Consider the following 16,966-nt stretch of genomic DNA (forward strand, 5'->3'; position numbering starts at 1 on the left):
GCCAGCCAAACCCGCCGGACAACTCCCGGCCCAACCAGCAACTCCAGGAAGACCATTGTGACTCGACGACGAGGAATGTCCCTCGCGGGGCAGTACCTTCTGCTGCAGTTGCTCATTGTCCTGGCCGTCCTGGTGGGCGTGGTGGCCATCTCCCTGGCCCAGTCCGCGGCCGCCTTCGAACGGATCGAAGGCAGGCGTGCCCTGTCGGCCGCGGAAGCCCTGGGCGGCAACCCCGTGGTGCGCGAACTCCTCCCGGACGCCGAACCGCGCGGCGGGGCCGTCCTGCCGTCGGTGGCGGAATCCGTCCGGATCGTCTCGGGCTCCTCCCGGGTCGCGCTCGCGAAACTGGACCGCACCGTGGTGGCGTCCTCGGACCCCAGCCTGCTGGGCGAGCCGCTGGAGCTCGGCGCCAGCCGGGTGATGGAAGGCAGGGCCTGGACCGGAGTGGTGGGCGGCACGCCGGCCCCGCTCCTCTCCGCCCACGTCCCGGTCCTGGACGATACCGGCCGCATGATCGGGATCGCCTCCATCAGCCGCAACTATCCCACCGTGCTCGAGCGGCTGGGCGACGCCGTCCCCAACCTCCTCACGTACCTGGGCGTCGCCAGCGTCCTGGGCATTGCCGGCTCCTTGCTGCTCTCGCGGCGGGTCAAACGGCAGACTCTCGGCATGGAACCCAGCGAAATCACCAGCCTGGTGGAGAACCGCGAAGCCATGCTGCACGGCCTCAAGGAGGGTGTGGTTGCGCTGGACCTGCACGATCGGATCACGGTGGCCAACCACAGCGCCCGCGCCCTGCTCGGACTCCCGCCCGACTGCGTGGGCAAACGCGTGGCGGGCCTCGCCGTCGAACCCGCCCTCAAGGAAGTCCTCACCCGGGACCAGCCCGGGCCGGACCAGCTGGTGCTGGTGGGGGACCGGCTGGTGGTGATGAACCGGGTGCCCATCCAGTCCCGCGGCCGGGTCATCGGCTCGGTCACAACCCTTCGCGACCGCACGGAACTCTCCGAACTGGAGCAGGAACTCGGCACCACCCGCACTGCCACGGACACCCTGCGGGCCCAGGCGCACGAGTTCGCCAACCAGCTGCACGTCATTTCCGGCCTGATCCAGATCGGCGAGTACGACTCCGTGGTCCAGTTCGTCAACGGTGCCACCGTGGACCGGACCCGGCTCAATGACGAAGTGACCGGCCGGATCAAGGATCCCGCGCTCGCTGCCCTGCTGATCGCCAAGTCCAGCCTCGCCACCGAACGGGGCGTGGCCCTGCAGCTGCACCCCGACTCCGTGCTGGACCCCGTTGATGACGAGTTGTCCCGGGACCTCACCACCGTGGTGGGGAACCTGGTGGACAACGCGTTCGACGCCGTCACCGGGCTTCCGCAGGGAGCCGTCACGGTGCGGGTGGAGGGCAAGGCAGGGAAAGGCGTCGTGGTGACGGTGCGGGACAATGGTCCCGGCGTTCCCGGCAGCTCCACGGACCACATCTTCCGCCAGGGCTTCACTACCAAGGAACCGGGCCCGGCCGGCAGCCGCGGTTTCGGGCTGGCGCTGTCCCGGGTGGTGTGCCGCCGCAGTGGCGGGAACCTGGCGGTGGCCAACGATAATGGGGCTGTCTTTACCGCCGTGCTGAAACGAGGGAGTACCCAGCCATGATCAAGGTCCTGATCGTCGATGACGACTTCATGGTGGCCAAGGTGCATGCCGGCTTCATCCAGCGCACGCCGGGCTTCGCCGTGGTGGGTGCGGCACACACCGGGGCCCAGGCCGTGGCGGAAACCGAACGGCTCCAGCCGGACCTGGTGCTGCTGGACATCCACCTTCCGGACATCAACGGCCTTGACCTGATGCAGCGCCTGCGAGCGGTGGCACCGGAGCTGGACGTGCTGGTCATCAGTGCCGCACGGGAGGTGGAGACCGTGCGGAAGGCGCTCCGGGGCGGCATTGTCCATTACCTGATCAAGCCTTTTTCGCAGACGGACCTGCAGGAGCGGCTGGAGCACTACCGCAGTGCCTACCAAGGCCTTGACGCGTCCAAGGACGTGGCCGAGCAGTCGGACGTCAACCGGGTGTTCGGCCTGGACCGCGCCGAACGTCCGCTCCCCAAGGGCTGCAGCATCGAGACCCTGAGGCTGGTGGAGGCGGCACTGAACGCTGCCGCCGGTGACGTGTCAGCCGCAGAAGTGGCCCAGGAACTGGGCACTTCCCGCGTCAGCGCCCGCCGCTACCTGGAATACCTGCACGACGAAGGCACCCTGGAGGTGCGGCTCAAGTACGGCGTGGGACGGCCGGAGCGCCGGTACGTCCTGAAGGGAGCCTGATTCAGGGCTGCGGCGTCTTTCAGCGCAGCAGCGTGTCCACCAGCCGCGCTGCGGTTTTGGCGGTCCGGCCGTCGATGTCGAAGGCCGGGTTCAGCTCCGCAACGTCCAGGTGCAGGAGCTTCCCGCTCCGCGCCACCTGCCGGCACACGGCGGAAATAACAGGCAGCGGCACGCCGTAGGCCGCGGGCGCGCTCACCCCGGGCGCCACGGCCGCGGGCAGCACATCCAGGTCGATGGTCAGGTACAGCACGTCGATGTCCGCCAGGAAGGCGTCCACGAAGTCCCGCACCCTCTCTGCGTCGCAGTCCTCGTCCAGCAGGTACCGAACGCCCAGCGTCCGGGCGGTGTCGAACAGGACCCGGGTGTTGTTCGGCTCCGAGATGCCCACGACGGCGTAGCGGAATTCCCGCCCGGCGTCCGCTTCCGCATGGGCCATCTGCAGGAACGGGGTCCCGGAACTGGGCACCGGCTCGTCGCGGAGGTCGAAGTGGGCGTCAAGGTTCAGGACACCAAGCCGCTGCCCGTTGCGGACCGCCGACGAGGCGCTGACGCCGAGGTAGCTCGCGTAGGCGGTTTCGTGGCCGCCGCCCAGGACAACGGTCTGGTGGCCGGCGTCCAGCAGGGCCGCCACTGCGCGGCCAAGCCGTTCCTGCCCGGCTTCCAGGTCTTCCCCGGGCACCGCCACGTCGCCGAGGTCAGCCACCGTCCGGTCGAGGTGGAAAGCGAGCGGGCCCAGCGCCTTCCGCAAGGCTGCGGGGGCGGCGGACGCTCCGGTGCGCCCCTTGTTCCGGCGCACGCCCTCGTCGCTGGCGAAGCCCAGCAGGGCCACGGGCCTGCCGGTCGCCGTACCCCCCGTACTCGGCGCACCCATCCGGTCCCCCGCACCCGCCGTGGTGCTGTCCAGCGTGTCAACTGCCTGCCACCATCGGCGGTGGCCGGGAGCGTCGCCGTCGAACCTCCCGGTCCAGAGCTGGGGCGGGACATCGACGGCGGGGAGCTGGAGGGACATGACTCAAGCTCACCGCATGCGGGGCACGAAAACCAGCAACGCCGCCGTCGTCCTGTCCGGGATCCAAGAACCCCCTAACTCCAGGACCCGGCTTCCAGGTACCCGGACTTCTTACTGCGCCGGGGATATGCCGGGTGCAGGGGTTATGGTGAGAGCAGTCCGCCCCATCGAAGCGTGGCGTGTCCGCTTCCGGATCCACGCAACCATTCCAGGCTGGAGAGCCTTCCCCATGTTCGAAGCCCCAGACATCCTCTTTGCCGCGGCAGGCATCGCCGTCTTCATCGCCGCGGTCCTGCCCAAGCTGCTGCGCGACATGCCGCTGTCCATGCCCATGGTTTTCCTTGGTGCCGGGATGGGGGCGTTCGCGCTGATTCCATCGCTGCCGGACCCCAACCCGGTGGAGCACGGCGATTTTGTCATGCACCTTGCGGAGGTCTGCGTGATCATTTCGCTGATGGGCGCCGGACTGGCCCTGGACCGGCCGGTGGGACGCAAGCGCTGGTCCACCACGTGGCGGCTCCTGGGCATCGCCATGCCGTTGTGCATCCTGGGGTTGACGCTGCTGGGCATGTGGTTCCTGGGCCTGGGGCTGGGCGCGGCCCTGCTGGTGGCCGCCAGCCTCGCCCCCACGGACCCGGTCCTCGCGTCCGAAGTCCAGGTGGGCGAGCCCGCGGACCAGGATGGCCATACCGACAAGGAGGATGAGGTCCGGTTCGGACTCACCTCGGAAGCCGGGCTGAACGACGGGCTGGCTTTCCCGTTCGTGTACCTGGCCATTGCCATCAGCGTCGCCGGGGCAAGCCCAACTGCCTGGTTTGGCGAATGGTTCGGGCTGGACGTGCTGTGGCGGCTGGCCATCGGGCTGCTGGTGGGCTTCCTCACCGGCAAGCTGCTGGCAAGGGTCTTCTTCTCCGCCCATGCGGAGAGCTTCAGGCTGTCCAACCACTCCGAGGGGTTCGTGGCCCTGGCGGCGACGTTCCTGGCCTATGGGCTGACGCAAATGGTGGCGGGCTACGGATTCATCGCGGTCTTCGTCTGCGCCGTGACCATCCGCGCAGCTGAACGCACCCACGGCTACCACCGGGTGCTGCACTCCTACGTGGAGCAGCTGGAACGGCTCCTGACGGTGGTGATCCTGGTCCTGCTCGGCGGTGCAATCGCCCGTGGGCTGCTTGAAGGGATTGGCTTGGGGGAAGTGCTGGTGGCGTTGGCATTCCTGCTGGTGGTCCGGCCGCTTGCCGGCTGGCTGGGCCTGCTGGGCGGCAAGACCGGGCCGCGGGAACGCGTGGCGCTCTCCTTCTTTGGCATCCGCGGCATCGGGTCGGTGTACTACCTGGCCTTTGCGCTGGGCGAAGGCCACTTCACGGACCAGGCACACTGGCTCTGGTCCTTCATCGGGCTGGTGGTGGCGCTGTCCATCGTGATCCATGGCGCCACCACCTCGCCCCTCATGAACCGGCTGGACCGGCTGCGCGAAAGGAAGGCGCTGGCGGTGTCCGGCGACGAGGGACTCGCGCCGAACACCCCTGTATAGCTGCATGCCGTGCAGCTATACAGGGGTGTAGCTACATGCCCAGTGCGGCCTCGATGGGCCCGATGGCGAAGAACAGTGCGAACGCCGCGGCCACGGCCCACATCAGCGGGTGGATGTCCTTGACCCGTCCCTGGACGGTGCGGATCAGGACGTACGCGATGAAGCCTGCGCCCAGGCCGTTGGCGATGGAGTAGGTGAACGGCATCAGGGTGAACGTCAGGAACGCCGGGATGGCGATGCCCCAGTCCTGCCAGTCGATCTTGCCCACCTGGGACACCATCATGAAGCCCACCACTACCAGCGCCGGGGCCACTGCCTCGAACGGCACCAGGTTGATCAGCGGGGTGAAGAACATGGCCACCAGGAACAGCAGGCCGGTGACCACCGAGGCGATACCGGTGCGGGCGCCTTCGCCGATGCCGGCGCCGGCCTCGACATAGATCTGGTTGGAGGAGACGGAAGCGCCGCCGCCGATGATGGCGCCGAGTGCGTCCACCTGGAGCACGCGGTCGACGTCGGGAATGTTGCCGTGCTCGTCCACCGTTCCGGCCTCGTTGGCCAGGCCCACCATGGTGCCCATGGCGTCGAAGAAGATGCTGAGCAGGATTACGAAGGCCAGCAGGGTGGCGGCCACGAAGCCGAGGTGTTCGAAGGCGCCGAAGGGATTGGCCTTGCCGATCAGGGACAGGTCAGGGGCGGCCCAGCCGGAGAACGCCGGCGCCACCAGGGACCAGCCCTGGGGGTTGAAGTTCTTGCCGTCGAAGCTGGGTCCGATGTGCAGGGTTGTCTCAAGGATCACGGACAGCACGGTGGAGGTGATGATGCCGATCAGGATGGCGCCCTTGATCTTGCGCACCACAAGGGCGATGGTCAGGATCAGGCCGAAAACGAACACGGCCGTGGGCCAGCCCAGCAGCTTGCCTTCGAAGCCAAGGCCAACGGGCACCGTGGTGCCTGCAACGTCCGGAATGCGCCGCACGAATCCGGCGTTGACCAGCCCGATCAGGGCGATGAACAGGCCGATGCCCACCACGATTGCCGTCTTGAGGCCGTCCGGCACGGCCTTGAAGACGGCGGTCCGGAAGCCGGTGAGGACCAGGATCAGCATGGTGACGCCGGAGAGGACCACCAGGCCCATCATGTCCGGCCAGCTGAGTTCCGGGTTTGTGGCCACGGTGACGGCCACGAAGGCATTCACGCCGAGGCCGGTGGCCAGCGCGAAGGGGTGCCGGCCCCAGGCGCCCATCAGGATGGTCAGGATGCCTGCCACGAACGCGGTCACGGCGGCCACGGCGGTGAAGCCCAGTGTGGTGCCGTTCGAGTCCGGACCGGACAGGATCAGCGGGTTCAGCACCACGATGTAGCTCATGGCGAAGAAGGTGGCGAACCCGCCGCGGATCTCGCGGGAAAGGTTGGAACCGCGCTCGGTGACCCTGAAATACCGGTCCAGGGCAGAGCCTTGCTTAAGCATTAGTCCTCCGGGGAAGTGTGTGGGGATACCTGCATCCTAAGGGGGCGGCAGGGAATGGGCCGGCAAATGCGCCTAGTCTGTAAGGAAGCCAACACAAGGAGCAGCCCAAACATGCGCCACGTCCGCCGCCGACTGCTGGGCTTTGTGCCCGGTTTCTTCATCCTCTCCTTTGTCCTCGCCGCCGCGATGCTGGGCCTGGCGGGCCCGGCCAGCGCCCACGATGCCGCAGAGTCCACCAGCCCGGCCCAGGGTGCGGCGCTGCCGGCGCCGCCCGGCGAGGTTTCGGTGACCTTCAGCAACAAGCCGCTGGGCATCGGCTCGTCGTTCTCGGTCAAGGACGCCGGCGGTACCGAATGGGCTGACGGGTCCGTGCAGATCGTGGACAACGTGGCCACCCAAAAGCTTCGGCCAGGCGGCCCCGCGGGGAAGTACACCGTGGCATGGCGCGTGGTCAGTTCGGACTCGCACCCCATTGAGGGCACATTCACTTTCACCGCGGCCACAGGCGACCCGTCCGCAACGGCGGGCCCGGCCAGTCCGACGGCGGCGGGTGCAGTTCCGGGAATGGGTACAGCGCAGCCCGGGGTTACGGAGGAGCCGTCCGTGCCTGCCAATGCCGGCGAGCCCTTCCAGTGGAGCATCGTGATTTTTGCGGCCGTTGCCGTGGGGCTGCTGGTGGCCCTCGGCGTCCTGGCCCGGCGCCGGCTCACAGGCGACGGGGATGACGGGGACGGCATGGATGCCGGGGAGGACGGCCGGGGGTAGCCCGGCCCGGGGGTGCCGGCCGGCTCCGGCCTGGCGGCGGGCAGGGCTGTCAGCAGGTCAGCACCGCAAAGCTGCCCGTTGCCGGGAAGGCGCCGCCGGACGGGTGGCCACTGCCTGGATTGACCTTGGCGGAGATGGCCTGGCCCACCGTCTTGGCCTGGCGCAGTACTTCCTTGGGCGACGGCGTGATCAGCTCACCCACTCCCACCAGGTAGATGCCAATGGCCCGCATGGCCGCTGCCACGTTCCGGCCTACGGCGATCCCGAAGTCGTTGAGCATGCGCCGCAGCTGGCTGTGGGCGCACCTGGTCAGGACGATGTGGTCGGCCACCAGGATGCCGGTGGGGGTGTGCACCTGCCATTGCGGAGCGGCGCCGTGCCCGGGTCCCTGGAGCATGGTCAGCTGGACCGCGCGGGTTGTGTTCCGGACGTCCACGCTGTGGCTTGTGGCGTAATTGCGCAAATGGCGCAGGATCTCGTTGCGCTCCCGGAGGGTGTCGCTGTCCGCCGCGTCGCAGCGCTGCAGCGAGGACGTGTTTGCGGGTTGCCCGGCGCCGAGGATGTCCAGCCCGTCCACCACAATGGAGGCCACGCGGTGGCGGCGCAGTTCTGCGGCCACGGCAAGCCCGGACAGGCCCGTGCCAATGATGACAGTGGTGGTCTGTTCGGTCTGGGCATCCCCAGGCATGCTTGACACTACAGTTTCCCTCCTTCGAAGCTTTCGGCAGGTGCCGGCGTCCTCGCCGGCCCGCGTCCCGTTACCCCCAAGTACGGCCGCAGCGCATGGCCCGGGACAGTGCGCGCAGGAAGCTGCGGTTGGCGTCCCGGACCAACAATGTCCTGAAGACTACAGAACAAATGCGGCCGTGGATAGCCCAATGAGGAAAACGTTTCTGATGACATGAAGGCGCTTTCCCAGCCGCTCCGGAGGGCCTGTGGATAACCCGGCCTACCCGCCCCTGAACAGGCTTGCTAAGCCCTGGGGGACGGAGAATAGTGGGAATCGGGAACGGCCCTTTTCCTGCCGGTGCCGCTGGGGGCCGGGATGCACGGGGAGTGGTCCGTTTTCTGGCAGAATAGCCGCAACATCAGGCGTATCGCGAGGAGGCGGCCCCCATGGGCTCACGAGAGTTGCACCCGGACCAGGCCCGGGACGGTGGTGGTGCGTCACCCGCTCCCCACGGCATCGTGGTGGGCGTGGACGGTTCGGACCATGGCCAGTGCGCCTTGGTGTGGGCCGCGCGGGAAGCCCAGCGCCGCCGTCGTCCGCTCCATATCGTCACCGCCTATTCCGTGCCGATCTTCGCCGCGTCCGGACTGGACGGAGGCTATGCCACGGTGGACGATTCCGTCATCCGTGAAGGTGCCGAGGCCATCGCCAAGCAGGCTGTTGAAAAGGTTTCCGCTTACGACATTGATGTCAGTTCCTCCGTAGAGAACGGCGACGCAGCAGGAGTCCTGCTGGAAATCTCCGAAACCGCGCAACTCCTGGTGGTGGGCACCCGCGGCCGCGGCGGCTTCGTGGGCCGCCTCCTGGGATCGGTCAGCAGTGCCCTGCCTGCCCATGCAAAATGCCCCACCGTGACGGTCCCCTTGTTCTGTTCGGACCGGCTCGGTGAAACCACCGAGGACCGCCGCGTCAAGGCGGAGCAGGCCAAGTCCGGCCACCGGCTGGTGGAGAACGTGGTGGTGGTCGGCGTCGATGGCTCCGAGCAGGCACGCGTTGCCGTCCTCGAAGCAGCCGACCAGGCCGAACGGCTGGGTGCCTCGCTCCGCGTGATCTGTGCCGTCCCCCAGTACAGCGGTTCCCTGGCCTGGGTTCCCGCACCCATGGACCGGAAGGCATTGTTTGACGATATCCGGGTCACCCTGGAGGCCGGCATGGCGTGGCTCCGCAGCCACTACCCGCACCTGCGGGCTGACTACGAGCTGAAGGACGGTTCGCCGGTGGACGTGCTCGTGGAGGAAAGCCGGCACGTGGAACTGGTGGTGGTGGGTACCCGCGGCCGCGGGGGCTTCACCGGAATGCTTCTGGGCTCAACGTCCGATGGCGTCCTGCACCATGCAAAGGGCCCGGTCATGGTGGTCCCGGACCGGGAAGACCCCCGCCTGGCGGACCGTGCGCGGTTCGGTCCGATCCTCGGCGACGCCGCCTAGCCGGCACCGGACAAACAGCAAGGCATCCCCGGAATACCGCCGCTCGGATAAGGCATCTGGGACATGGAGCAGCCAGGGCTGTCAAAAGTCGGCACCAGCACGGACGCCGGGCTGGTGCTGGACCTGCGCCGGCTCGACGCCGGAATGCTGGGCTTGGCGGGTGGCAAGGCAGCCAACCTTGGAGAGCTGTTGTCCGCAGGGTTGCCGGTCCCGGAGGGTTTCTGCCTCACTACCGCTGCATACCGGCAGGCAACCGGCGCCCCCGACTCCCTGCCTCCCGCGCTGGCCGGGGTTTATGCCACCCTGGGGGACGCCGCCCGGTCCGGCGTTACGGAACCGCATGACGTGGCAGGGCTGGCTGAAACAGCCCGTGCCGCGATCCTGGCACTTCCGCTTCCGGCGGCGGTTTCCCGCGAGGTGGAACAGGCGTACGCGGCCCTGGGACCCGATGTTCCGGTAGCGGTCAGGTCCTCGGCCACCGCAGAAGACCTGCCATTCGCCAGCTTCGCCGGGCAGCAGGACACCTACCTCAACGTCGTCGGAGTGCCTGCCCTGCTTGAGGCCGTCCGCAACTGCTGGGCGTCGCTGTGGACGGACCGGGCAACCGCCTACCGGGCAAGCCTGGGGATCGATCCGGCCGGCGTTGCGCTCGCGGTGGTGGTCCAGCGGATGGTGGACGCGGACGCTGCCGGCGTCATGTTCACGGCGAACCCCCTGACCGGCCGCAGGCGGCAGATCGTTATCGATGCCAGTCCCGGCCTGGGCGAGGCCGTCGTCTCAGGCGCCGTCAATCCGGACCACTTCGTGGTGGACGCCCTGACCGGAAGGGTCCTGGAACGGAAACTGGGAGATAAGGGCGTGGCGGTACGCCCCCTTCCCGGTGGCGGGACGCAAACCCTGAAGGTTCCCGCAACCAGCAATGCTGCCTGCCTGACGGACAGCCAACTGGCTGGACTGGCGCGCCTTGGCCTCGAGGCCGAGGATCATTTCGGCGCCCCGCAGGACACCGAGTGGGCCATCGACCGTACCGGGGCCCTGTGGCTCACCCAGTCCAGGCCGATCACCACCCTCTACCCCGTCCCGGAGAGCAACGGTGCCGCGGGCAGGGTCCCCCAGGGCAGCCCCGCCGCAAGCGGTACCAGGGCGTATCTCTGTTTCAGCCTGGCCCAGGGGCTTACCCGCCCGCTGACGCCCATGGGCCTTGCGGCGCTGCGGCTCGTCGCCTCCTCCATCGCCCAGGCTGCAGGCTTCCCTGTTCCGGACCCCCGTGGCGGACCGTCGCCCTATGCCGAGGCCGGGCAGCGGATCTACGTCGACTTCACCACTCCCATCCGCAGCACCGTGGGCCGGCGCCTTGTACCCCGCGTCTTCGACATCATGGAGGCCCGGACAGCAACGGTCATGCGGCAACTGTTCGACGATCCCGCCTTTTCGGTGACCACGAGGACGCCTTTCGGGCTGCTGCATCACATCGTTCCCGTCGCAGCCCGCGCCAAGGTTCCCGCCACGCTTCTCCGGGCGCTGGTCCGGCCCCGGGCAGCGCTCCGGCGGCTGGACCGCTTCACGCGCGACTTCGAGGCATCCCTGGGCTCCGAAGACGGTGCCGGCGCGCCGGCACGCCTTGACCACGCCGAATCCCTCCTTGGGCAGCGCCTGTTCCCGATTGTTCCGGCAATTCTTCCCCTTCCCGCCCTGGGGTTCGCCATGCTCGGCGTTGCGGGAAGACTGCTGGGTGGCAATGCCTGGGCTGAGCTGCAGCCCGTGATCCGTGGCCTGCCCAACAACATCACCACCGAAATGGACCTGGAGCTGTGGCACCTTGCCAAGGAAATCCGGGAAGACGTTCAATCACGAACCGAACTCATGGCAGGCGATCCCACCGTCCTGGCAGCCGCGTACCAGGCCGGACAGCTGCCCGCACGCCTCGATGCGGGCCTCACCCGGTTCCTGGACGAGTACGGCCACCGGGCAGTGGGCGAAATCGACGTTGGACTGCCGCGATGGTCCGAAGAGCCGGCACACATCCTGGGCATCCTCGCCAATTACCTCAGGCTCGAGGACCCGGCCCTGGCGCCTGACGCACAGTTCAGCAAGGCCGTGGAGGACGCGGAAACGCAGGTGGACCGGCTCGTTGCCCGCGCCGCCGCCCGCGGCAGGATCCGGGGAAGGCTGGTGCGTGCCGCGCTGCACAGGGCACGGCTGTTCGCCGGCCTGCGCGAGCTGCCAAAGTACCAGCTGGTGACCGGCCTCGGGGAAGTCCGCCGGCAACTGCTGCTGGTGGGCGGGGAGCTGGCCCGGGCGGGCGTCATCGAACAGCAGGACGACGTGTTCTTCCTGGACCTGGTTGAAACCAGGCAGGCCTTGTCCGTGGACGCCGACGGCGGAGCGCCCGTCCAGGACTTTCGCGCACTCGTGGCCGGCCGCCGCGAGGATTACGCCCAGGAGCTCAGGCGCCGGCATATTCCCCGGGTTCTGCTCTCGGATGGAACCGAACCCGAAGCGGTGCGCACCGCCGTCGGCGTCACCATGGAAGGAATGCTGACAGGCAGCGCAGCCTCGGCAGGAACAGTGACCGCTGCCGCGCGCGTCATCCTGGATCCCGTGGGAGCCCGGCTTGAGCCGGGCGAAATCCTGGTTGCCCCTTCCACGGACCCCGGCTGGACGCCGCTGTTCCTCACTGCGGGCGGGCTGGTGATGGAAATGGGCGGAGCCAATTCCCACGGCGCAGTTGTGGCCAGGGAGTACGGGATACCTGCGGTGGTCGGAGTCGCGGACGCTACCGGGCTGATCAGGACCGGCCAACAAATAACGGTCGACGGCGGTGCGGGCACCGTAGTGCCGGAACGGCCCGGCCGGCAGCAGGATGGGGGCGCTGCGGGTGACACCGATCCACCTGCACCGGCGTAGTCTTTACCTATGGGCTCCAACACGCTGGATTCCAGCGGACCGTCGCAACGAAACAGCACAATGAACCGCCGGGCATGGCTGCGGTGGCTGCCCGCCGTCGCGGCTCCGCTGGCGATCGCTGCGGGCGCCTTGGCCGGCTCCCTTCCGGCCGGTGCCAGCAACCCACTTCCGGCCAAGACGCCGGCGCAGGTCCTGGAGTTGGCGGCAAGCCACCAGGTGCACACGTTCTCAGGGACAGTGGAGCAGTCCGCCGACCTGGGGCTTCCGGAGCTGCCCGCCACCGGGAAACCATCCGGTCCCGCGGCCGCGGGGAGTGCCGCATCCGTGATTGAGCTGCTGTCCGGCAAGCACACCGCGCGCGTCTACCTGGACGGCAAGGACAACGCCCGCGTGCAGGTGATGGACCAACTGGCTGAACGTGACGTGGTCCGCCACGGCAGCGACGTCTGGTTCTATTCGTCGAAGGACAACACAGCCGCACACTTGACCCTGCCGGAGCATGCCCAGGATCCATCCCGGGCGAAGGACCATCAGTGGGCAGGTGGGATGCCGACGCCAGGCGACCTGGCACAACGCTTCCTGTCCGAGGTTGAACCGACCACGGCCGTTTCGGTGGGGCCGGACGTTTCCGTCGCAGGACGGGCTGCCTACAACCTGCTGATTGAGCCGCGCACCGACGCGACCCTGGTGGGTAAGGTGGCCATCGCCGTCGACGGTGAAAACGGCATGCCCCTGTCCGTGCAGGTGACCGCACGCGGAGCGGACACCCCGGCGTTCCGTTCCGGGTTCACCAGCCTTTCGCTGGAGGCTCCTGACCAGTCCGTCTTCACCTTTACCCCGCCTCCGGGCAGCACGGTCAAGGAACTTCCCGTTCCGGACAAGCCCCATGAGCCCGCAGACATGCACAGCCCCGACGGCATGCATCCCGGTGCCACTAAAGACGTTTCCGTAACCGGCGCCGGATGGGAGACCGTGGTGGGCACGGCGCGTGGGTCTGCTGCCGCTGCCGAGTCGCTGCTGCAGGACCCGCTGCTGTCCCAGGCCGCCGTTGCCGTCCCCGGCGGCCGGCTGCTCTCCACCGCCCTGCTCAACGTCCTGGTCACGGACGACGGCCGGATCTTCGCAGGAATGGTGCCGCCGGAGCGGCTGCAGGCCGCAGCAGCAGCGGCCCAATAAGTGTTGGGTGGACGGGGGAGTGTTGGCCGGACGGGGGCCGGCCCGGTGAGCGCGGGGTTGGCGATCGAGACCCGGGGACTCAGCAAGCACTTTGGCCGGCAGGCCGCCGTCGACAGCGTGGACCTGGCCGTCCCGCACGGGAGTGTCTTCGGCTTCCTGGGGCCCAACGGCTCCGGCAAGACCACCACCATCCGGATGCTGCTCGGCCTGGCGGCCGCATCCGCGGGGACGGTTCACCTGCTGGGCCAGGAGATGCCCGGCAAGCTCCATGATGTGTTGCCGCGCGTGGGCGCCCTGGTGGAAGGCCCCGCCTTCTACCCTTTTCTGTCCGGCGCCGCCAACCTGCACCGGCTCGACGCCGCGGGCCCGCACACCGTGCCCGCCACACGCAAAGCGAGGGTGCAGCGGGCGCTGGAGCGCGTGGGCCTGGAGCACGCCGCCGGCAAACGGGTGCACGCGTACTCCCTGGGCATGAAGCAGCGACTGGGCATCGCCAACGCCTTGCTGTCGCCACGGGACCTGCTGGTACTGGACGAACCCACCAACGGGCTGGACCCGCAGGGGACGCGGGAAGTCCGGAACCTGGTGCGGTCGCTGGCGCATGAGGGCACCACCGTTTTCGTGTCCAGCCACCTGCTGGCCGAGGTGGACCAGATGTGCACCCACGCTGCCGTCATGAGCGCAGGAAAGCTCGTGGCACAGGGGCCCCTGGCTGAGCTGCGGCAGGCCGGCAGCACCCGGCTCCGGCTGGTAACGCCCGACGGCGGTGCGGCCCGGCAGGTCCTGGCGCGGCTGGGGCTGGTACCGGAACCTGGACACGCTGAACCCCGGCCCGCTGAACCCCGACAAGCTGAACCCGCGCGGGCGCGGCCGGACGGCGAGACGATCGTTGCGGCCATGGTGGAGGGTGCCCAGCCGCCCGCGGTGCTTCCCGAGGACGTCGTGGCGCACCTGGTCCAGGCCGGCGTCCGGGTCCGGGGATTCGCCGTCGAGCGTGAAAGCCTTGAGGACCGCTTTGTTGCCCTCACGGGGGAAGGATTCGACGTTGCCCAGTAGTGTTCCCGCGGATCTTCCGGAGGCTGCCGGAACAGCCCGGCCGGCCGCAGTGCCGCGCAGTTCCGGGCTGTCCCTGTTGGGGTCGGAGCTCAAGGTCCTGTTCGGGCGCCGGCGGACCTGGGCGCTGCTCCTGGCGCTCGCTGCCATTCCGGTCCTGATTGCCGTTGCCCTGAAGGTCTCTTCCGCGGTCCCGCCCGGGCGGGGACCCGCCTTCCTTGACCGGATCACCCAGAACGGCCTGTTTGTGGCCTTCACCGCCATGCTGGTTTCCGTGCCGCTGTTCATGCCGCTCGCGGTAGGTGTGGTGGCGGGGGATACGATCGCCGGGGAGGCGAACCTGGGCACCCTCCGGTACCTGTTGGTGGCACCGGCCGGGCGGGTCAGACTCCTCCTGGTCAAGTACGCGGGCGCGCTGGCCTTCTGCATCGTGGCCCCGTTGACCGTCGGTCTTGCCGGCGCTGCCATTGGCGCGGCACTTTTCCCGGTGGGTCCCGTGACACTGTTGTCCGGCGGGGTGGTCCAGCCGTCCGAAGCTGCCCTGCGCATCGTGCTGATCGCTGCCTACCTGGCGGTGTCACTCGCCGGCCTTTCGGCGATCGGGCTTTTCCTGTCCACGCTGACAGTGGTGCCGGTGGGAGCGATGGCCGCCACCGTGGTCGTCTCGGTGGTCTCGCAGGTCCTTGACCAGCTTCCGCAGCTGGAGTGGCTGCACCCCTGGCTCTTTAGCCACTACTGGCTTGGTTTCGGTGACATGTTGCGCCAGCCGTTAGTGTGGGATTCCTTTGCCAGCAATGCGCTCCTGCAGGCCGGGTATATGGCAGTGTTCGGTGCGCTCGCCTATGGCCGGTTCGTCACCAAGGACATCCTGAGCTGAGGCAGTCAAGCAATCTATCCGTGGAAGTCAACCGCACAATTCAACCGCACAATTCATCCGTGCCGCCTAGTAGCGGGCCGCGTAGGGATAGAGGTCCATGCCCACCATGGAGCTGATGGTGGAAACGGTAATGCCTTCCTGCGGGTTGAGTGCCTGCACCACCTGGCCGTTCCCGAGGTAGATGGCCACGTGGTAGAAGTTCGGTGCCGAACCCCAGACCAGCAGGTCGCCGCGGCGGGCCTGCGAAATGGGGACGTGGACCGGCGCGGCGGCATATTGCTGTGAAGCTGTGCGGGGAAGGTACTTGCCAGCTGCGGCGAAGGCGTTCTGCACCAGCCCGGAGCAGTCAAAGCCGTAGGGACCGGTACCGCCCCACTGGTAGAAGTACGGCGCGCCCACCTTTCCCAAAGCGACGGTGATGGCTGCCTCGTAGGTGCCCGAGCCGGTGGCAGGGGCAGGGGCAGGCGCCGGTGCAGGCGCGGGAGCCGGTGCCGGTGCAGCGGGTGCGGGTGCTGGTGCGGCAGGGGCGGGTGCGGGGGCAACCGGAGCAGGAACGGGGGCGGGTGCAGCCGGGGCAGGCGCAGGGGCGGCGGGGGCGGGAGCAGCCGGGGCAGGCGCTGCCGGAGCCGCCGGGGCCAGTTCCTGCCCGCGGCTGTTCTGGTTCGCTGCCTGATTCTGTGCTGCCTGGTTTTGGGCGGCGTTGTCCTGCGCAGCTTTTTCCTGGGCGGACTTGTCTGCGGCGGCGGACAGGGCGGCAAGCCGCGCCTCTTCACGCTGCCGTTCCAGGGCATCCACGCGGGCCGATTCAAGGGCCACAGTGGTGTTGCGGAGCTGCGCCAACTGGTCCACCAGGATGGTCCGCTGCGCTTTCGCGTCGGCCACGGCCTTGGCCTGCGCGGCATTGGCCTGTTCCGCCTGGGACTTCCGTTGTTCAGCGGTCTTCGCTGCGTCGTCTGCGGCTTTGGTGGCGTCGTCGGCAGCTGCCGTCAGGGACCGGTAGGCGGTGGCCGCGGTGTCCGCCGCTTCGAAGGCCCGGCTGCGGCTGGCCGAGAGGGCCTCGAGCGTGGCTGCCTGCTGCAGGCTCTCGCTGCCGCTGGCAATGGTTCCGAGGGTCGGGTTCAGGCCGCCGTTGCGGTACAGGTCCCCGGCAAGCTGCCCAACCTGCTTCCGGGTCTTGTCCTGCTGTTCACGGGCGGACGAGGCTTTGGCTGATGCAACGGATGCCGCTTCGGTCCTTTGCTGCAGCTCCACCAGTGCCTCGCTGTACGAGTTGTTGGCCTGCATGGCCACGGCAAAGGCTGCCTGCTGGGCTGCGGACGCGTCGGCAAGGATGCGCTCGATGGCGCCGACCTGGTCCGCCGTGGCGGCCTCACTGGCCTTAGCCGCGGCAATGTCCTCCGGCGAAGGGATGTCAGGCGACGCCGGAACGGCCAGTGGAGCGGACGGCGCCGGTACAGCGGCTGCCGGCGTTGCCGCGGATGCAAAAAGGACGACGGCGGCGCACAGCACGGCCGTCCTGCGGCCGGATCTGGATAAAGCCATCTGCAGAGACCTCGCAACGTTAAGGCCGGGAGTGAGGTTCTGGATGCGGCACGACGATGCCCCTCAGCTGCCCCCAGCAGTCCGAGGTTACGTGACCCCCTGCACATTAGCAACAGCAGTCACATCAATAACATAAACCACAACAGTGTCATTA

13 protein-coding genes are annotated in these 16,966 nt (G+C 68.3%); 9 read left to right on the top strand and 4 right to left on the bottom strand.

The features are described from left to right. Positions 1-75: 75 nt before the first annotated feature. Positions 76-1,656 carry a sensor histidine kinase gene (locus LDO86_RS02425; RefSeq protein ID WP_224084460.1) on the top strand — a complete coding sequence of 527 codons (1,581 nt, stop codon included), beginning with the start codon at positions 76-78 and terminating at the stop codon, positions 1,654-1,656. Beyond that, on the top strand, positions 1,653-2,321 hold the full coding sequence (locus tag LDO86_RS02430) for a response regulator (protein ID WP_224084247.1): 669 nt from the start codon (positions 1,653-1,655) through the stop codon (positions 2,319-2,321). The genes LDO86_RS02425 and LDO86_RS02430 overlap by 4 nt, the downstream gene beginning before the upstream one ends. A gap of 19 nt (positions 2,322-2,340) precedes the next feature. On the opposite strand, the gene hutG is transcribed toward LDO86_RS02430, so the two are convergent. Then, positions 2,341-3,330, bottom strand: a complete 990-nt coding sequence (hutG, locus tag LDO86_RS02435) for a formimidoylglutamase (protein WP_224084248.1) — start codon at positions 3,328-3,330, stop codon at positions 2,341-2,343. A gap of 229 nt (positions 3,331-3,559) precedes the next feature. On the opposite strand from hutG, the gene LDO86_RS02440 reads away from it, so the two are divergent. After that, positions 3,560-4,864 (top strand): cation:proton antiporter, encoded by a 1,305-nt coding sequence (locus tag LDO86_RS02440; RefSeq protein WP_056392276.1) that lies wholly within the window; start codon positions 3,560-3,562, stop codon positions 4,862-4,864. A gap of 31 nt (positions 4,865-4,895) precedes the next feature. Here LDO86_RS02440 and LDO86_RS02445 read toward each other — a convergent pair whose 3' ends face one another. Continuing rightward, positions 4,896-6,335 (bottom strand): NCS2 family permease, encoded by a 1,440-nt coding sequence (locus LDO86_RS02445; RefSeq protein ID WP_056392274.1) that lies wholly within the window; start codon positions 6,333-6,335, stop codon positions 4,896-4,898. A 111-nt stretch (positions 6,336-6,446) separates the two neighbouring features. Between LDO86_RS02445 and LDO86_RS02450 the strand changes: the two genes are divergently transcribed. After that, the gene (locus LDO86_RS02450; protein ID WP_224084249.1) at positions 6,447-7,100 is read left to right on the top strand and encodes a copper resistance CopC family protein; all 654 of its coding nucleotides are present in this window, start codon (positions 6,447-6,449) and stop codon (positions 7,098-7,100) included. 49 nt (positions 7,101-7,149) lie between these two features. Here LDO86_RS02450 and LDO86_RS02455 read toward each other — a convergent pair whose 3' ends face one another. Then, a complete protein-coding gene (locus tag LDO86_RS02455) occupies positions 7,150-7,788 on the bottom strand; it encodes an NAD(P)-binding protein (RefSeq protein ID WP_018771717.1) in 639 nt (212 codons plus the stop codon). A 428-nt stretch (positions 7,789-8,216) separates the two neighbouring features. Between LDO86_RS02455 and LDO86_RS02460 the strand changes: the two genes are divergently transcribed. From LDO86_RS02460 to LDO86_RS02480, 5 genes are all read left to right on the top strand, one after another. Further along, entirely contained in the window at positions 8,217-9,257 is a 1,041-nt protein-coding gene (locus LDO86_RS02460; protein ID WP_224084250.1) for a universal stress protein, read from the top strand. A 63-nt stretch (positions 9,258-9,320) separates the two neighbouring features. Then, positions 9,321-12,164: a PEP/pyruvate-binding domain-containing protein gene (locus tag LDO86_RS02465; protein WP_018771715.1), complete on the top strand. Its 2,844-nt coding sequence runs from the start codon at positions 9,321-9,323 to the stop codon at positions 12,162-12,164. A 60-nt stretch (positions 12,165-12,224) separates the two neighbouring features. Then, on the top strand, positions 12,225-13,340 hold the full coding sequence (locus tag LDO86_RS02470; RefSeq protein WP_224084461.1) for a hypothetical protein: 1,116 nt from the start codon (positions 12,225-12,227) through the stop codon (positions 13,338-13,340). A 45-nt stretch (positions 13,341-13,385) separates the two neighbouring features. After that, positions 13,386-14,396, top strand: coding sequence for an ATP-binding cassette domain-containing protein (locus LDO86_RS02475; protein ID WP_224084251.1), 1,011 nt, complete (start codon positions 13,386-13,388; stop codon positions 14,394-14,396). After that, positions 14,386-15,270, top strand: coding sequence for an ABC transporter permease (locus LDO86_RS02480; RefSeq protein WP_223993641.1), 885 nt, complete (start codon positions 14,386-14,388; stop codon positions 15,268-15,270). Before LDO86_RS02475 ends, LDO86_RS02480 begins: the two co-directional genes overlap by 11 nt. A 66-nt stretch (positions 15,271-15,336) precedes the next feature. Here the strand turns inward: LDO86_RS02480 and LDO86_RS02485 are convergent, their stop codons facing one another. Further along, positions 15,337-16,812, bottom strand: a complete 1,476-nt coding sequence (locus tag LDO86_RS02485) for a C40 family peptidase (RefSeq protein ID WP_224084252.1) — start codon at positions 16,810-16,812, stop codon at positions 15,337-15,339. Positions 16,813-16,966: the final 154 nt, after the last annotated feature.

Origin of the sequence: Arthrobacter sp. StoSoilB19, assembly GCF_019977275.1 — a bacterium.
In the GTDB taxonomy this organism is placed as follows: domain Bacteria; phylum Actinomycetota; class Actinomycetes; order Actinomycetales; family Micrococcaceae; genus Arthrobacter.